Annotated in this window: 12 protein-coding genes and 3 riboswitches; of the genes, 7 read left to right on the forward strand and 5 right to left on the reverse strand. The window is 72.9% G+C overall.

Annotated features, from left to right (window positions below; genetic code table 11):
- Positions 1-34: 34 nt before the first annotated feature.
- A complete protein-coding gene (locus tag OHB56_RS37540) occupies positions 35-796 on the reverse strand; it encodes an SDR family oxidoreductase (RefSeq protein ID WP_326756158.1) in 762 nt (253 codons plus the stop codon).
- Positions 797-1,152: 356 nt separating this feature from the next.
- Between OHB56_RS37540 and OHB56_RS37545 the strand changes: the two genes are divergently transcribed.
- The 3 genes from OHB56_RS37545 (at position 1,153) to OHB56_RS37555 (ending at position 4,438) form a co-directional block, all read left to right on the forward strand.
- Positions 1,153-2,007: a fumarylacetoacetate hydrolase family protein gene (locus tag OHB56_RS37545; protein WP_326756159.1), complete on the forward strand. Its 855-nt coding sequence runs from the start codon at positions 1,153-1,155 to the stop codon at positions 2,005-2,007.
- 695 nt (positions 2,008-2,702) lie between these two features.
- A riboswitch (cobalamin riboswitch) is annotated at positions 2,703-2,887 on the reverse strand.
- 128 nt (positions 2,888-3,015) lie between these two features.
- A riboswitch (cobalamin riboswitch) is annotated at positions 3,016-3,140 on the forward strand.
- A 62-nt stretch (positions 3,141-3,202) separates the two neighbouring features.
- Entirely contained in the window at positions 3,203-3,610 is a 408-nt protein-coding gene (locus OHB56_RS37550) for a (2Fe-2S) ferredoxin domain-containing protein (protein WP_326756160.1), read from the forward strand.
- Between the two features lie 129 nt (positions 3,611-3,739).
- Positions 3,740-4,438, forward strand: coding sequence for a (2Fe-2S)-binding protein (locus OHB56_RS37555; protein ID WP_326756161.1), 699 nt, complete (start codon positions 3,740-3,742; stop codon positions 4,436-4,438).
- Between the two features lie 213 nt (positions 4,439-4,651).
- Here the strand turns inward: OHB56_RS37555 and metE are convergent, their stop codons facing one another.
- Both metE and OHB56_RS37565 read right to left on the reverse strand, forming a co-directional pair.
- On the reverse strand, positions 4,652-6,970 hold the full coding sequence (metE, locus tag OHB56_RS37560; protein WP_406358325.1) for a 5-methyltetrahydropteroyltriglutamate--homocysteine S-methyltransferase: 2,319 nt from the start codon (positions 6,968-6,970) through the stop codon (positions 4,652-4,654).
- A 164-nt stretch (positions 6,971-7,134) separates the two neighbouring features.
- A riboswitch (cobalamin riboswitch) is annotated at positions 7,135-7,357 on the reverse strand.
- 323 nt (positions 7,358-7,680) lie between these two features.
- On the reverse strand, positions 7,681-8,766 hold the full coding sequence (locus OHB56_RS37565; protein ID WP_326756163.1) for a M12 family metallopeptidase: 1,086 nt from the start codon (positions 8,764-8,766) through the stop codon (positions 7,681-7,683).
- Between the two features lie 171 nt (positions 8,767-8,937).
- Here OHB56_RS37565 and OHB56_RS37570 point away from each other — a divergent pair, with 171 nt between their 5' ends.
- Complete coding sequence (locus OHB56_RS37570; protein ID WP_406358327.1) at positions 8,938-10,800, forward strand: LuxR C-terminal-related transcriptional regulator; 1,863 nt, start codon at positions 8,938-8,940, stop codon at positions 10,798-10,800.
- Between the two features lie 36 nt (positions 10,801-10,836).
- On the opposite strand, the gene OHB56_RS37575 is transcribed toward OHB56_RS37570, so the two are convergent.
- Complete coding sequence (locus OHB56_RS37575) at positions 10,837-13,428, reverse strand: CHAT domain-containing protein (protein WP_406359289.1); 2,592 nt, start codon at positions 13,426-13,428, stop codon at positions 10,837-10,839.
- 262 nt (positions 13,429-13,690) lie between these two features.
- Between OHB56_RS37575 and OHB56_RS37580 the strand changes: the two genes are divergently transcribed.
- From OHB56_RS37580 to OHB56_RS37590, 3 genes are read left to right on the forward strand one after another with little or no spacing between them, the layout of a single operon-like run.
- A complete protein-coding gene (locus OHB56_RS37580) occupies positions 13,691-15,121 on the forward strand; it encodes a S8/S53 family peptidase (protein WP_406358329.1) in 1,431 nt (476 codons plus the stop codon).
- Between the two features lie 59 nt (positions 15,122-15,180).
- On the forward strand, positions 15,181-15,756 hold the full coding sequence (locus tag OHB56_RS37585) for an RNA polymerase sigma factor (RefSeq protein ID WP_055592810.1): 576 nt from the start codon (positions 15,181-15,183) through the stop codon (positions 15,754-15,756).
- A 5-nt stretch (positions 15,757-15,761) separates the two neighbouring features.
- Positions 15,762-16,295, forward strand: a complete 534-nt coding sequence (locus OHB56_RS37590) for a hypothetical protein (RefSeq protein ID WP_406358331.1) — start codon at positions 15,762-15,764, stop codon at positions 16,293-16,295.
- A 62-nt stretch (positions 16,296-16,357) separates the two neighbouring features.
- Here the strand turns inward: OHB56_RS37590 and OHB56_RS37595 are convergent, their stop codons facing one another.
- Positions 16,358-17,155: an N-formylglutamate amidohydrolase gene (locus tag OHB56_RS37595; RefSeq protein WP_055592809.1), complete on the reverse strand. Its 798-nt coding sequence runs from the start codon at positions 17,153-17,155 to the stop codon at positions 16,358-16,360.
- Positions 17,156-17,169: the final 14 nt, after the last annotated feature.

Consider the following 17,169-nt stretch of genomic DNA (forward strand, 5'->3'; position numbering starts at 1 on the left):
CGACGGGCGGTGAAACCGCATGCGACCGCCCGGGTCAACGGGCCGTGAAGCCGCCGTCGATCGGCAGGGTCACGCCGGTGATGTACGAGGCGGCGTCCGAGGCGAGGAACGCGATACCGTTCGCGACCTCCTCGGGCTCGGCGAACCTGCCGCCGAGGAGCCGGTCCCGCAGGTGTTCCTGCGGCTGCGAGATGCCCCGGTCGGCGATCCGTGTGGTCATCGTCAGTCCGGGACAGACCGCGTTGACCCGCAGACCGCGGTCCGCGAACTCGGCGGCCAACTGCCGGGTGAAGCCCAGCAGTCCTGCCTTGGTGGTGGCGTAGCCCAGTGCCGCCGGGTTGGCGGCCAGGGCGTGTGTCGACGAGACGTTCACGACCGACCCGCCGCGCGGTGCCGCGAGCAGCGCCGGCAGCAGTGCCCGGGTGAGCAGGTAGGCACTGGTGAGGTTGCGGGCGAGGTCCCGGTCCCACTGTTCCGGGTCCAGGTCCTGGATCGAACGCCGGCTGTTGACCCCGACGTTGTTGACCAGTCCCTTGATCACGATCCCGGACTCGTCCACCGCCCGGGGGATCCGCTCCACGTCGGACCGGTCGGTGAGGTCGGCCTCGACAACGGTGCAGGCGGCACCCGAACCGGCCAGACGTGCGGCGAGTTCGGTCAGACCGTCGGCGTCGATGTCGACGGCCAGGACGTGCGCACCGAGTCCGCCGAGCACCTCGGCGGTCGCGGCGCCGATTCCGGCGGCGGCTCCCGTGACGACGACTCCCAGGCCGTCGAACCCGGACTTTTCCAGCATGCGGTCACCCCCTTGGAAGGAAGGACGGGCAAAGGTCGGTCGATGCGGTCGACGCGGCTCACATCGACCCGACAAGAAATTCGGTCATCCGCTTCTCCGGATGAATCAGCTGCAACGTACATGGCTCCCCGCGGTCGCACCAGAGGTGTGCAGAAACCTTTTTTCAAGGGTTTTCCAGCCATTTTCTGCCGACCAAAAGGATCTCGACAGCGCCATTGCGCCCCCTGCTGACCGGCCCTATCCTCCAGTCATCCTGATCAGCGGATGAATCTTCAGGGCTTCGGTCGCACCCCCGCCCTGCGGCCGCCTCACCGCCGGAACCGACCGCTCAAGGGTCGGAAGAGAAGGAGGCGCAGATGCGTCTTGGAGTCTTCGACGGGAACCGCCTCGCGGTCTCGACGGACACGGAAGTCATCGATGTGACGGACCTGGTCCCGGGCCCCGACACACCACAGGGCCCGCTGCAACGGCTGTTGGAGCAGGACCTCGGTCACGTCCTCGCCGCCCCGGGGGCGCTGCGCGACTCCCCCCGGATCGACCCGGAGAAGGTGGCCTGGTCCGCCCCCCTGCCCCGGCCGCACAAGATCATCGGCGCGCCGGCCAACTACCGGGCGCACGTGGCCGAGATGAACAACCCGAACACCATCGCCGAGTGGGGTGTGTTCCTGAAGGCCGGCTCCTCCGTCATCGGCCCGGACGAACTCGTCAGGCTCCCCTACAGCGATGTGCGCACCGATCAGGAGGGCGAGCTGGGCATCGTCATCGGCAAGCGGGCCCGGAACGTGAGCCGGGAGGAGGCACTTGACCACGTCTTCGGCTACACCTGCGTCCTGGACATCACCATCCGCTCGACCGAGGACCGCTCCACCCGCAAGTCCTTCGACACCTTCACCCCGATCGGCCCGTTCGTGGTCACCAAGGACGAGATCGCCGACCCCGACGACCTCGAACTGCGCTGCTGGGTCAACGACGAGCAGCGTCAGTACAGCCGCACTTCCCTGATGATCTACAGCGTGCCGCGGCTCATCGAGTACGCCAGTTCCGTGATGACCCTCATGCCTGGCGACGTCATCGCCACCGGCACCCCGGAGGGCGTGGGCCCGCTTGCCGACGGCGACCGCATCACCGTGGAGATCGAGAAGGTGGGACGCCTGGAAGTGGGTGTGAGCGCCGATCACGCGCTCCCCTACGCCTCCCGCCTGGGCCGCTAGACCGGCTGATCCCCCGCGCCTCAAAGGCACGTCCACCTCGCCGGGGTGAACTGGCGCGGCGCGTCCCGGGCATCGACCAGACGTCGGCGCCGTGACGCGGACCGTCCTCGCATCGGGGCGCAGCACGCGGTAGACGGTCCTGGGCAGGCTGGAGTTGCCGCTGCCACGGCGACCGACCAGGGCGAACCGTTTGTTCCTGACGGCGGGTACATCGGCGAGGGCGGGCTGGGAAAGCAGGAACTTCTTCTGGCCGTAACCCCCGTGGACGAAGTCGGGTTCGGTGTCGAGGATCTTTTCGAACGACGTTTTCCTCTGGGCGAGTTCCGGTATCGCCTCGAAGTCCTTCGCCGATTCCGGCAGTACGGTCGAACCGGGGAGGGCGGTGCCCACCATGCGGTCCTTCAGGCCGAGGGCGAGCAGCGGTTCGGCAGGATGCCGGTGGACGGTGGCAACCCGGGACGGCGGCTTGTCGTAGGTCGTCCTCGCCCCGCAGTTGTCGATGGCGACGGGGAAACCTTCGAGTGACGATGCCGAAGTTGTCGGTTCCCGGCCGGTTTCGTCGGAGGAGCCGCAGCCGGCGGTCAGCACAGCCGCCGGCAGGGCGAGAGCCGCGGCTGTGCCGCGCACGGTCCGGCATCGACGGGCAGGGGAGAGCGAGGGTGACAAGGAGACCCTCCTGAGGAGTCCGCACTCCTCGGAACGGGCCCGGGACAGGCCGGTTTCCTGACTCCCGGACCGACGTTCCCCCTGCCTCGCCGCGCGGACCGCGCGGTGGCGTGCGGAAGAGGCGCACTCTCCGGTCACAGGGGCGGGACCGCGCCGGATTCACACCGGCTTCCTGTTTCCCGTCGCGGCGACGACCTGGCGATATCACGTTCCTTCGGGGCGGGTGCAAAGCATGAGTGGGGCAGGGCGCGGGTCCCGTCCGCCTGACCGGCGTGGTTCCCCCCTTGCTGACACGCCCGCGGCCGAATGCGAGGATGGTCGCGAACAAGGCGACAGCGGTCCGAGGAAGCCGGTGCGAACCCGGCGCGGTCCCGCCACTGTGATCGGCGAGCGCACACCCGCGCAGCCTCCTCCCGCAACCGGGCGAGGAGGCCGGGGGCGAGCCTCGATCCGAGAGCCAGAGACTCACGCGGTCGCCTCCTCGACGAGCCACCGGGGCGGATCTCCCCGGAGAGAGGAACGATGCCGCATGTCTGCCGGTGCCGGTCCAGCCCATGAAGCGGTAGACAACCAGGTCGTCCTCGCACCCGACCCCGCGCCCTGCCGGGTCGTCGTGTGTCGGGACTGCTGCTGCGGCAGCCCCAAGGTGATCGGCGTCGACCACGCGGCGCAGACAGCGCGCCTGCGCGCGGAGGTACCCGTGCGGGTGTCCGCCTGCCTGGACGTGTGCGAACAGGCCAATGTCATCGTCGTCCAGCCCTCCGCCGCGGGTCGGGCCGCCGGCGCCCGGCCCGTCTGGCTCGGGCTGGTCAACGACCCGGACGCCGCCGAGGACATCGCCGCCTGGGCACGCGCCGGCGGACCCGGCGTCGCCCCCCGGCCGGAGATCCTCGACCTGTACGCCATCACACCACCGCGGCGGCGTACGGCTCCCTGAAACCGTGCTCACCGGGAGGGCCCGCACGCCTTGGCAGCAGCCCGTTGCCGGACGAGCCGGGGTGCTCACACCCACCTACTCACTCATTGATCTCGCCTCAGGAGATCAGCCGGGAAGGAAGGCCCCGACATGACCGAACATGCTCGGGCACCTGCCGGGGCCGTCGCCGCCGCTCTCCAGGACGTGGCGGCCCTGGGCGGCTTCTTCGTCCTGCACGTCGGTGGCCCGGACGAGGGCTGGCATCCGCTCGACCACTCCTATGCGAGGGGCTTCACCGACCTGGCCGAAGCCGTGGAGCACCGGCACCACACCCGCGAACCGCGGATCGGCGTGTCCATCGCCCACCTCGGACACGCCGCACGCCTCTGGTCCCCGACCCTGGCCTGCGTGCTGCTGCACGGGATCGTCCCGGACCTGACGGAGTTGCAGCGTGCCGACGACGGACCGGCCCTCCGTCTGCCCCATGCTGCCGGCTGGTACACCGAGCGGCTGCCCGAACCCACTTCCGCCCTGAACGCGCAAGTGATGCGCCATCTGTGGGGGCTCGCGGCCGGACTCCGAATCAAGATCGCTCCGCGTCTGCTGGACGGGAACGCCGCCTCCGCGCTCGTCGGGGCGGCCCATGCTCTGCTGGCGGCCCGCCCCGGGCTGCGCAAGCCGCTCACCAGCCTCACGACCGAGCTGCTGAGTACCGGAGGACTCGCGGGTACCGGAGTGATCACCGGACCGGACCTCACCTTCCGCCGCCGGAGTTGCTGCCTCTACTACCGTGCACCGAAGGGCTCGAAGTGCGGTGACTGCTGCCTGGCCGGCCGAGATGGACCATGAAGTGAGGGGCAGCCGGAGCGACGCATCGGCCCGCCGGGTCGCCCTGGCCCTGCGCGACGAGGTGAACGACGTCACTCGTTGATGGCCGCGACGAGCAGGCTCCCGACATCCTTCGCCGATGGGCACCTTGGCGGCTCTGCCGTGGCCGTACTGCTTGTCGGGGCCGGGGTGGCCGGGGCACTTGTGGCGCCCCGGCCCCGTGGTCCTTACGGGTCAGGAAGCGGGCAGCTCGTCGCGGACGGTGCGGGCGGCGGCGACCAGGTTCTCGAGCGAGGCACGGGTCTCGGGCCAGGCGCGGGTCTTCAGACCGCAGTCGGGGTTGACCCAGAGCCGTTCGGCGGGGATGGCCCTCAGGCCGGTGCGCAGGAGGCCGACCGTCTCCTCGGTGCTCGGGACGCGCGGGGAGTGGATGTCGTAGACGCCCGGGCCGGCTTCGCGCGGATAGCCGTGGGCGGCGAGTTCGCGGGCGACCTGCATGCGGGAGCGGGCGGCTTCCAGGCTGATGACGTCGGCGTCGAGGTCGTCGATGGCCTGGACGATGTCGCCGAACTCGGCGTAGCACATGTGGGTGTGGATCTGAGTGTCCGGCCGGACGCCGGCCGTGGTCAGTCGGAACGCCTCCGTCGCCCAGGCCAGGTAGGCGGCGTGGTCGGCGGCGCGCAGGGGCAGGGTCTCGCGGAGCGCGGGTTCGTCCACCTGGATCACCGAGGTGCCGGCCGCCTCGAGGTCGTTCACCTCGTCGCGCAGGGCCAGGGCGACCTGGCGGGCGGTGTCGGCGAGGGGCTGGTCGTCGCGGACGAAGGACCAGGCGAGCATGGTGACCGGGCCGGTGAGCATGCCCTTGACCGGGCGGGCGGTGAGGGACTGGGCGTATGTGGTCCAGCGCACGGTCATCGGTTCGGGGCGGGAGAGGTCGCCGGCCAGGACCGGCGGGCGGACGTAGCGGGTGCCGTAGGACTGGACCCAGCCGTACCGGGTGGCGAGGTAGCCGGTGAGCTGCTCGGCGAAGTACTGGACCATGTCGTTGCGTTCGGCCTCGCCGTGCACCAGGACGTCCAGGCCGGCCTTCTCCTGGAAGGAGATCACCTCCTGGATCTCGGCCTTGACGCGCTCCTCGTAGCCGGCGGTGTCGAGGCGGCCGGCGCGCAGGTCGGCGCGGGCGGTGCGCAGTTCGCCGGTCTGCGGGAAGGAGCCGATGGTGGTGGTCGGCAGGAGCGGCAGGCCCAGGCGGGCGTGCTGGGCGGCGGCGCGTTCGGCGTAGGGCCGGGAGCGACGGGCGTCGGCGGCCGTGACGGCGGCGGCGCGGGTCCGGACGGCCGGGTCATGTGTGAGCGGGGAGTTCGCGCGGGAAGCGAGGTCGGCCCGGTTGGCGGCGAGTTCGGCGGTGATCGTGCCGGTGCCCTGGGCGAGGCCCTTGGCGAGAGTGACGATCTCGGTGGTCTTCTGCCGGGCGAAGGAGAGCCAGCGCAGGATCTGCGGTTCGATGTCCCGTTCCGTCGCGGTGTCGATCGGGACGTGCAGCAGGGAGCAGGAGGCGGCCACGTCGACCCGGTCGGCCAGGCCGAGCAGCGTGCCGAGGAGGGACAGGGACTTCTCCAGGTCGTTCACCCAGATGTTGCGGCCGTTGACGACCCCGGCGACCAGCCGCTTGCCGGGCAGCCCGCCCACGGCGGCCAGGGCGTCCAGGTTGGCGGCGGCGGCCTCGGTGAAGTCCAGGGCCAGGCCCTCGACCGGAGCCTTGGCCAGCAGCGGCATCGCGTCACCGAGGCGGTCGAAGTACGAGGCGAGCAGCAGCTTCGGGCGGTCGGTGAGGCCCCCCAGCTCACGGTAGGCCCGCTTGGCGGCGTTCAGTTCGACCGGAGAGCGGTCCTGGACGAGGGCGGGCTCGTCCAGCTGCACCCACTCCGCGCCCGCGGCCCGCAGGTCGGCCAGGACCTCGGCGTAGACGGGCAACAGCCGGTCGAGCAGGGTGAGCGGGTCGAAGCCGACGGCCATGCCCGGGGCGGGCTTGGCGAGCAGGAGGTAGGTGACCGGACCGACCAAAACGGGTCGGGCGGCCAGGCCGAGTGCGAGGGCTTCCTTCAGTTCGGCGACCTGCTTGGCGGAGTCGGCGGTGAAGACGGTGTCCGGGCCCAGCTCCGGGACCAGGTAGTGGTAGTTGGTGTCGAACCACTTGGTCATCTCCAGCGGCGCCACCTCCTGGGTGCCGCGCGCCATGGCGAAGTAGCCGTCCAAGGCGTCCGTCTCGACGGCGGCGCGGTGGCGGTCGGGGATCGCGCCGACCATGACGGTGGTGTCGAGGACGTGGTCGTAGTACGAGAAGTCGCCGGCCGGGACTTCGTCGATGCCGGCCTCGGCCAGCTGCCGCCAGTTCGTCCGGCGCAGTTCGGCGGCGGCGGCGCGCAGCTCGTCGGCGGTGACGCGGCCCTTCCAGTAGCCCTCGATCGCCTTCTTCAGTTCCCTGTTCGCGCCCTGGCGGGGGTAGCCGTACACGGTGGCCCGGGCTGCCGCGGTCGCGGTCCTGCTGGTCACGGAGATCTCCTTCGCGAGACGAATCCCTGAGATCCCGGTGGCGGGACGAGAGCGCGAAGGGCGACGGACCGGACGGAAACGACCTCGTGCAGCACAGCGCCGTCGTCCGCCTGGTATGTACGCCGACCCGCCCTCGAGGTCACCGGGATATCCGCGCACGAGCCGGTCGTACGCGGGCAACGGGCAGGTCTTCGGACTCGCGGGCACGTCCTCGTGGGGAGGACACCTACTGGCCGTCGCTTCCCGGGCCCGGTTCGTCGGACCCAGTGCGTATGACGGCGGTCGTTCCCGCTCACCGCTGCGGGGCAGTCCCGGATTCCCACCGGGTTCCCTCTTACGACGCATCCCGTCCGGCTGACGGGGCGAACCAGCTGCACCAGCCAGCGTACGGGGTGCGGCGGGGGAGGGGAGCGACACGTCCATCATCCGGATGGTGAGCTGGAACATGGGTGAGCCGATGGGACGCGTGCCTCGTCGGACAGGGCCGGGCCGTGCTGCCCCACCGTCGGCCGGGTGCCCGGATTCGGGTCGGGTCCGACGAGTCGCCCGGTGGGCAGGGCGCGGACGACGGGGCGGGCAGCCGACCGGCCGCCGCTCTCCCGGACGTGGCGTGGGCCGGGGACGTCACCCTCCCCTGAAGGTGACGTCCCCGGCCGCTCCCCCGGCGCCGGACAGTGGTCGTGGCGTCCGTGTTCGGCGGACCGGTGCCGTTACCAGCACATGACCGCGGTTTCGCCCGAACCCCGTGCGGAGTAGAGGCGGATCCGGACGAAGTAGCGGCGGCCCTTGACGAGCCGGACCGCGAGGGTCGCGTTGTGCGGGGTTCCCCCGTCGTCGTGCCCGGCGAGGTAGCGGGGCTCCCCGCCCCGCTCCTCGAACAGCACGACGACCAGGTCGCCGTCGCCGAAGGTGCCCACCGTGTAGTCGCGGGTCTCCACCGGGTCGATCTGGAAGTCGGCCTGTTCGCCGGGGCCCAGACCGAGCGGCGCCGAGCGGAACGGCACCAGCGCGGGCGGGCCGGGCCGTTCGGCCGGCGGATACCAGCCGAGGGCGAACTCCTTGTCCGCCGCGGACAGCGTGCCGGGCGGATGGACGCCCCCGCGGAACTGCTCCGGTTCCAGTATCAGCCCCGGCGCGAAGGTGTATCCCATGATCGAATCGGCGTCCCAGACGGGGCCGTTGGCCTCGGTCGCGTCCAGCTTGCGCAGGATGTTGTGGTGCGTCCGTTCCCGGCTCCAGTGGTTGGGCGGGCCCGCCAGTTCGGCGTACACGGCCTCGTCGTCCCAGTGGAGACCCGCGCAGGGGCTCTGGTGCTCGTGCAGCATGCCCAGGGCGTGGCCGATCTGGTGCAGGGCCGTCCCACGCTCCCCGGGCTCGGTCAGGTCCCAGCCGAAGTTCACGGTGCGCTCGTGCAGACCCGCCAGGAGTGCCTCCTTACCCACGGCCGACCAGGAGCCGCCGCCGGACTGGAAGCCGATGCGCAGCTCCGCCTCCGAGCGGTCGTGGACCTCGGTGAAGGAGAGTCCGATCCCGAGCCCCTGCCACTCGGCGAAGCACTCGCGCACCACGTCCTGCTGCGCCGTGGTGCCGCCCCACGGCACCCACCGGGTCCGGCCGGTCCCCGGCACGGGAATGACCGACCCTTCGGTGTCGCCGCGGAAGAAGCAGTAGTGCAGCACGGTGCCGTTGACCCACATCCGCCGCCCGGCGGTCAGCGCGCCCAGCCGCTCGGCGGCGAGCCCCGGCGCGAAGGCGGGGGCCGGCTGCCGCGTCAGCGAGCAGTAGCGAGGGGTCATGGGGGAGAGGGTGCCCCACGGACGGCCACCGGCGCCTGAGTCGAGGTCTACTCAACTCGCCCTGTATCAGGCGTGAGTATCCCCGCTCCTGTTGATGTGACGACTTCGCCCGGGAACACGATCACGCCGTGCACGCCGTTCCGGCCCCACGAGAGGGAGGAGACACCGTCCATGAGGGACGTGGTGGCGCCGGAGCCCTTGCCGCTCTGGCCCTTCACCGGCAGGGAGGACGAACTGCGTCTGGTCCGCCGGTCGTCGGCCGGAGCCCGGCGTGGCCTCGTGGTGACCGGACCGCCGGGCCGGGGCAAGACCCGGCTCGTCACCGAGGCCGTCCGCGGCACCGACTGCGCCCGGGTCGCCGGAATCCCGCAGGCCCACCGGATGCCGTTCGCCGCCTTCGCCCCCCTGCTGCCCGAATCGGTCACCCTGCACCGCGCGGTCCGGCTCCTGTCCGGAGTACGGACCCTGCTGGTCGACGACGCCCACCTGCTCGACGACTCCTCCGCCGCCCTGGTCCACCAACTCGCCGTGCGGTCGGACACCCGGCTGCTGATCGTCGTCACCGACGGAGCTCCCGTACCTGCCGCGGTGTCCCGGCTGTGGACCGGCGAGCTGCTGCCCCGCCTGCCCCTGGGGCCGCTGCCCCGCGAGGAGACCGCACAGCTGGTCGCGGTGGGCGCGGACCGGACCCCGGAGCCTCTCACCGTCAACCGGCTGCACCGCCTCGCCGGCGGCGACCTGCGGCTGCTGCGCGAACTCCTGGGGGCGCTGCGGGGACACGAGGACCTCACCCGTGTACCGGCGGGCACGGACGAGTGGGCCTGGCGGGGCCCGGTGCCGCTCACGCCGGCCGTCCGCGAGCACACCGCTTACCTGCTCACCCGCACGGGCCCCGGCGAACGCGAGACGCTGGACCGCCTGGCCTTCGCCGAACCCCTGCCGGTGGAACTGGACGGCCCGACGGGCCCGGAGCATCCGATGGACCCGGCCGGCGGCCCGGCGGGCCCCGCTCCCCTCGACCTCGCCGCCCTCGAACGTCTGGAGGGCGACGGTCTGGTCCACGTCGACGGCCGGGGCGCCGTCCGTCTCACCCACCCCCTGCACGGCCCCGTCCTGCGGGCCGCGGCCGGCAGACTGCGGGCGCGCCGGCTGGCCCGCGCGCCCGAGGAGTACGGACCCGCCCTGGACGCCGAGGCCGCCGCCCTCACCGCGCTGATCGGGCAGGCCGACGTCCGGACCGTCCCGGCGCCCGTGGGGGACTGGCTGGTGGCGGAGGGCGTCCCGGTGCCCGCCGGGTACGCGGCACTGCGGGCCCGGTACGCGCGGCTGCGGGGCGAAGTGCGGGAGGCCGCCGCATGGGCCCGTGAGGGACTGCGCACGACGGCCTCCGCACGCTCCGGTCCAGCCGAAGCCGAAGCCGAAGCCGAAGTGGGCGTCGGGGCGGTCGCCGAAGCAAGAGCCGAACTCGCCCTCGCCGAGGCCCAGTCGCCGGCCCTCGCGAGCGTCCGGCACCCCGCCCACGCCCCGCACGATCCCTATGACGCCGTCCGCCTGGGTGCCCCCGAGCGGGCCGCCGGGCGGCTCACCGGTGTCTTCGCCGCCCACGCCGACGCCCTCACGCACGCCGACGGCCCCGCCCTGGACCGCGCGGCCGGCGAACTGGAGCGGCGCGGCTTCCTGCTGTTCTCGGCCGAAGCGTACGCCCAGGCCGCCGCCGCCCACCGAGACCCGGGTGCCGCCCGCACCGCGCGCACGCGTGCCGTCGCCCTCGCCCGTCGCTGCCAGGGCGCCCGCACCCCGGCACTCGCCGCTCTGACCCTGGGTGAACTCACCGCACGACAAAGGCAGATCGTCACCCTCGCCGCCACCGGACTCAGCAACCGGCAGATCGCCGAACGCCTCACCCTGTCGATCCGCACCGTCGGCAACCACCTGTACAGCGCCTACACCCGCCTCGGCGCGAGCGACCGCACCGCCCTGCCCCGGTTGACCGACTCCCGGCGCTCCGAACTCCGGGAGGCGCAGCCCGCCTGACCCCTCGTCCTCCGGGCCGGGGGCCGACCGCCCGTCTCAGGCCGCGCCGAACGCCGAGAACGCCCACCCGGTGGCCCGGTGCACCGCGTCGCCCGGCAGTGAGGCCCGCGCGTCACGCAGGGCCTGGGCCAGGGACAGTCCCGCGTCGAGCCCCTTGTGCAGCGCGAGCATCAGCGGCACCACCGCCGCGTCGTTCACGGGCGCGCTGCACGCCACCACACCCGCCGTGCCGAGCGGCAGCAACGCCGTGACCAGGCCCAGGAGTTCGTCGGCGCCCACGCTGGCGAACCGCGCGGTGTCGCAGCAGGACAGGATGATCCGGTACGGGCTGCGGTCGAGCCGCTCGAAGTCGTGCACGATCAGCGGCCCGTCGGCCATCCGCAGCGAGGAGAACAGCGGACCGTCCGCGCGGAACTCGCCGTGCGCGGCGATGTGCGCCAGCTCGGCCCCGTCCAGTTCCTCCAGTACCCGCTCCACCCTCGCGTCGTCCTCCTCCAGGACCCTCGCCCCGCCGTACCGGCCGGCGAGCTCCGGCACCTCCGCACCACCTGTCGCGAGTCCGGGACCGCGCACCAGCACCTGGCGGCCCCCGGGCGGCGGAGCGGTCTCCCGCGCGCGCAGCCAGCCGCTCGCCGACGGCGACACACTGAGCACCCGGTCCCGCAACGACGGCAGCAGCGCCCACGGCACCCGGTGCAGCCGTCCCGGAGGTACGACCACCAGCGGACCGGTGCCCAGATGCGCCGCCGCCGGACCCAGCAACAGCTCCTCCAGACGCCGGCCCGCGGCCTCCACCACCGGCAGCCGTGCCTGGGCCCCCGGATGGGCGAGACGCCGCAGCCCGGCCTGCACATGCTCGGCCTCGGTCTCCGCCGCGGCCAGCGGACCCGCCTCGAACCGCCGCACCCGCCCCTGCCCGCACAACAGCACCTGCACCCGCCCGTCGAGCACGGCGAGTTCCACCAGTTGGACGTCACCGCTGTCGCTCAGCCGTCGCAGCAGCCTGCCCACGTCGAACCGGCCCCCGACATCGAACCGGCCCCGGCCGTCGGCCGCCGTGCCCCGCATGTGCAGGGTGCGGGAGCGGATCTCCCGTTCCAGGCGCCGTTGTTCCCGCTCCAGCGCCGGCACGGCCCTGCCGTCCATCCGGGCCTCCTCCGCGCGGGCGGCGATCTCCCGGTAGGCGGTCATGCCGCGGAGCAGCGCCGGGTCGGCGGGTGGCCGGGTGGGCGGCGTGGACAGCGCGGTGGCCCGCCAGCGTTCGCTCCACACCAGCAGCCGCCGCGGCCCGCCCGAGACCAGGCTCGCCCGCTGGGCCAGGGCTGCCAGCTCCGCGCCCTGCGCGGTGGCACGCGCCCGCAGCTCCGACGCGCCCAGCGTCATCCGGTGGTCGTCGAGCACGTCGAGCCCTCGTCGGCAGGCCTCCAGGACACCCCGCGCGGACCCGGCCGCCTGCGCCCGCAGCGCCTGCGCGGCCCAGCCCGTCAGCCGCGCGAGCGGAGGCCCGCTGCGTCTGCTGCGGGCGGCGACCGCGAGATGCCGCTCGGCGTCCACCGTCCAGCCGAGGTCCAGCGCGATCCGGCCCGCAAGCAGGAAGGCCTCCGGCGCGGCCGGCGCGCCCAGGCCGGCCAGCCGGTCGGCCACCGTCGCCGCCTCCGCGACCAGCCGCCCCGAACCGCGCCCGGCCGCGTGCCGCGCCTCGATCAGCACCAGCCGCGCGTGCGTCTCCCACCAGGTACGCCGCTGCCCCGCGAACAGCCGTACGGCGAGCGCCGCGCGGGCGATCGCCGTCTGCGGGTCGTCCGCCAGCCGGGCGGCCCGCGCGGCGGCCAGCAGCAGCTCCGCCTTGCGGGTGGACTGGCCGCCGATCCCGTCGAGCGCCTTGACCGCCGCGTCCGCCCCCGCCAGCGCCTCGGACGGCAGTCCCGCCGCCATCAGCACCTCGCAGCGCCGGATGTCGAGCATGAACGTCGGCGTGCCGAGCTTGGCGTAACGCTCCTCCGCCTCGTCGAACAGCCTGAGCGCCGCCGGGACGTCACCGGAGCGGAACGCGGCGAGACCCCGGCTCTCCACGGCGTCCGCCTTGTCGTGCTCCTGGCCCGTGGTGTCCCACAGCGCCTCCGCCGCGGTGAAGTCGGCGTTCGCCTGCTTCACCGCGCCCAGCGCCAGATGCACCGTCGCGCGCAGGGTCAGGGCGCGCGCCGTCCAGATCACGTCGTCCGCCTGCCGCAGCACGGTGATGGCCCGCCGTACGTCCTCCAGCGCCTCCTTGTGATGTCCCAGCACCCACCACGCGTAGGCACGCCGGAACAGCACCCGCGCGCGGGTGTGCCCGGTACCGCGCTCGATGCCACGCCCCAGGGCGTCCAGGCCCTGACGGGTGCGCCCCGCGTGCACCAACGCCACCCCGAGGGTGCCCAGGACGTCCGCCTCCCGCTCGGCCGAGTCCGCGCTCGCCGCCCAGTCCCGGGCCCGCCGCAGATGGGTCAGGGCCAGCCTCAGATCGCCGAAGTCCCGCTGCCAGATGCCGATCACCTGGTGGGCGACGGACGCGTGCAGCGGCGGGGGACGGTCGCCCAGCACCTTTTCCGCCCTCGCCAGGGCTTCGCCCGGGTCGGCGAACACCATCGGCAGCAGTTCCAGCACCGATTCGCTTCCCGCTGTCACCTCATGGATGGTAGTGCTCCGCAACCGTGCCTCACAGGTGCGATGTTGTATCAAACGGCCGCCCCACGACTCTGATTCACGACGCGCCGTTCGCCGACGGCCCGGCCGGACCCCGGCACCACCCGACACCGGCGCCATTTCACGACAGCGCCGCTCCACGACAACACCGCTCTACGACAGCTTCCGCGGCCCCGGCCGCCAACGCCCCGGTGGAGGACACGCCATGGCACCACAGCGATTCCGTGAGCAGTACGACCAGATCCAGCGCTCCATGCCCGACGTCCCCCTGGCGATCGGCCCGGACGACGCGGGGGAGTTCCTCTACGAGAAGGGCGTCGTGCTCGCCCGCGACGGCGAGGAGGCGCGCCTCGTCGAGGACACCGTGCGGCAGCACTTCACCACGTTCGCGGGCCTGACCGCCGATCATGTGCGCCGCACGGGCCCGGAGACCAACCGCTCGGGCATCACGCGCATCCAGGTCGCCGACCCCGGGCAGGGCGACGGCAGCGGCGACCCCGCCGTCGCGGGCGCCCTGCGCGCCCTGCGGGAGCCGGAGGGCCGCACCGGCCGCCGGCTGGTCAGCCGCAACCACGTGGTGTCGATCGCGGTCAACGCCTGCCCCGGCGACGAGCCCGTGCCCGTGGAGGCCGGCGCGCAGCCCAACCCGGCCGTCGCCGACGGTGCTTACGCCCCGGACGGCGCCGTCGGGGTCCTCGTCATCGACACCGGCCTCATGAACGACTACCGCTCCTACCCGCTCCTCGCCCACACCCGGGGCGACGCCCAGGTCGAGGAGTGCGGGGAGGACGGCATCCTGAGGCAGTACTGCGGCCACGGCACGTTCATCGCGGGGCTCGTCGCGGCCGTCGCCCCCAACACCGACATCACCGTCCGCGGCACCCTGAACGACGCCGGCGCCATCCTGGAGTCCGAGTTCGGCGAGAAGCTGTTCGAAGCCGTCGACCAGGACGGCTGGCCCGACATCCTCAGCCTCTCCGCCGGAACCTCCAACGGCCGCACCGACGGACTGCTCGGCGTCGACGCCTTCATGCGGGAACTCCGGCAGCAGCGCACCCTGTTGGTCGCATGCGCCGGCAACAACTCCAGCGCCTCCCCGTTCTGGCCCGCCGCCTACGCCGGCCTCCCCGGCTTTGAGAACGCCGTCCTGTCGGTCGGCGCCCTGCGCGGCGACGGCGAGTTCGGCGCCTGCTTCAGCAACCACGGGGCCTGGGTGAAGGCCTACGCTCCCGGCGAGCGCCTCACCAGCGCACTCACCGGCTTCGACACCCCGGTGCCGTACGTGTACCAGCACTCCACCTATGAAGCCTGCCGCTACGGCTTCGGCTACGCCTGCACCTGCCGGCACCCCCGGCACACCGGCGTCCTGAGCGAGGAGGGCGGCTCCGGCAAGCCGGACCAGGTGATGTTCGAGGGCCTCGCCCAGTGGAGCGGCACCTCGTTCGCCACGCCTGTCGCCGTCGGCATGGTCGCCGCCCACATGACTGCGCGGGCCGAGACCGCCCCGCGCGCGGCCCGACAGCAGCTGATGGACGCGAACAGCGAACTCGCCGAGGTGCGCGGGGCGACCGTACCGGCGCTCATTCCGGCCACCTGGCGTCCCACGCCGGTCGCGCTCCCCTCCGCCCGGACATGAGGTCCGGAACCATCCCCTCCGCGGCGTACGATGACGTGCCGTACACGAGGGGTGGGAGCGTGGACCGTACTGATGTCGGCGCGTTGGTCAGGTCCGCCGCCGGCGGCGACGCGGCGGCCTGGAAGTCGATCGTGGAGGGGCTGGGCCCCCTGGTGTGGTCCGTGGTGCGCGCCCACCGGCTCTCCGACGCGGACGCGCACGAGGTCTACCAGACGGTGTGGTTCCGCTTCGCCCAGAATCTGGGGCGGATCCGTGAACCGGAGAAGACGGGCGCCTGGCTGGCCAGCACGGCGCGGCACGAGTGCCTGAAGGTGCTCAGGAACGCGCGCCGGCTGACCCTGACGGACGACCCGCAGCTCCTGGACCGGGTCAGCGAGGACGGCACACCGGAGCAGTCGCTGCTGGAGGCGGAGGAAGCCGCCGCGCAGAGCGAACGGGTACGGCGGATGTGGCAGGAGTTCGAGGAACTCGGCGACCGGTGCAGGCAGTTGCTGCGCGTGCTGATCGCCTCGCCGCCGCCGAGCTATCAGGAGGTGTCCGCCGCGCTCGGTATCGCGGTGGGCAGTATTGGGCCCCTGCGCCAGCGCTGTCTGCGCCGGCTGCGGGCCCGGCTCGAGGCACGGGGGGCGATGTGAACGGCATGGACGGTACGGACGGCGCGGACAGTATGCGCGACGGCATGGACGACGACCTCGACGACGGCGCGTTCGACGAGCACGCCGGGACGGCGGAGTCCGCCGGCATCGACGCCGACCTGCTGGAGGAGGAACTCCGGCAGGCCGCCGCCGTCCTGGATCCGCTGCCGCCGGCGCTGCTGCAGAGCGCCGTGGACGCCTACGCCCTGCACGACCTGGACACCAAGGTGGCCGAGCTGAGCTTCGACTCGCTGGTCGACGCCCTCCCGGTCAGAGGCGCCGAGGCCCCGCCGCGGATGCTCACCTTCAGCGTGGGCGAGGTGACCGTGGACGTCGAGGTGACCGCGCACGGCCTCATGGGGCAGCTGATGCCGCCCCAGCCGGCCCGGATCGAGGTGCTGGGCGGACCTCAGCCGGGATCCTCCCTCACCGCCGACGACATGGGCCGTTTCACCGGTACGGCCCCGCCCTCCGGCCCGTTCGCCCTGCGCCTGCGGACCGCCGGGGACGTGGTCGAGACGGAGTGGCTGCGGACCTGACCCGTATCCCGGACCGGGCGTGACGCGTCGCGCTACGCCCGGGTGAGGGGAACGGCGCCCGGTCAGCGCGACACCGCGTCCACCAGGACCCGGAGAGCGGCGGCCAGATCCGCCAGGCCAGGACCGGCGGGGCCGCCCGGCTCGGTCATGTACGTGTCCCGGCGGATCTCCACCATCAGCGCCGTCACCTCCGCCCGCTTCTCGTAGAACTCCAGCGGTACGTACGTCCCGGCGAACGGGCTGTCCAGTCCGGTCTCCCCGCAGGGAGCGAAGGCCTCGCGGGCCGCGTCGAGCAGACCGGGCGGCGTGTGGAAGGCGTCGGTGCCCAGGCAGACCGGCGGGCGCGGGCCCGCGCCGTGGAGTTCGTAGGGCAGGGGCGCGGTGGGGTAGGAGTGGACGTCGATGATCACGGCCCGCCCGGTGGCCGCGAGACGATCCGCCACCGCCTGGGTCATGGCCTGCGCGTACGGACGGAAGTACCGCTCGATCAGCGGCCCGTGGTCGAACCCGTCGGGCCGCAGTACGTCCTCGTGCGTGGTCCGGGTGTAGACCGCGCCCATCCCGGACGCCAGCATCTCCTCCCGCTCGTCCGGGAACCGCTCGGGGTCGATCACCAGCCGGGACAGCCCGTTCACGAACCGCCACGGAGTGATCCCGGCCGCCTCGGCGGCGGCCTCGGCGATCGCGGCGGTGTGCGCGTCGGTGATGTGGTCCAGCTCCCGCTCCAGCTCCGCGTCGCCCAGCACGATCCCGGACCGCACCTCGGCCGGTATCTCCCGCGAGGAGTGCGGCACATGGAGGATCACGGGGGAGTCCCCGGCTCCGGGGAGGAGAGCGTAGGACTGCGGGGTGTCGGCCATCGGGCTGCTCCAGG

Source organism: Streptomyces sp. NBC_01635 (assembly GCF_045209715.1).
Lineage (GTDB): Bacteria > Actinomycetota > Actinomycetes > Streptomycetales > Streptomycetaceae > Streptomyces > Streptomyces hirsutus.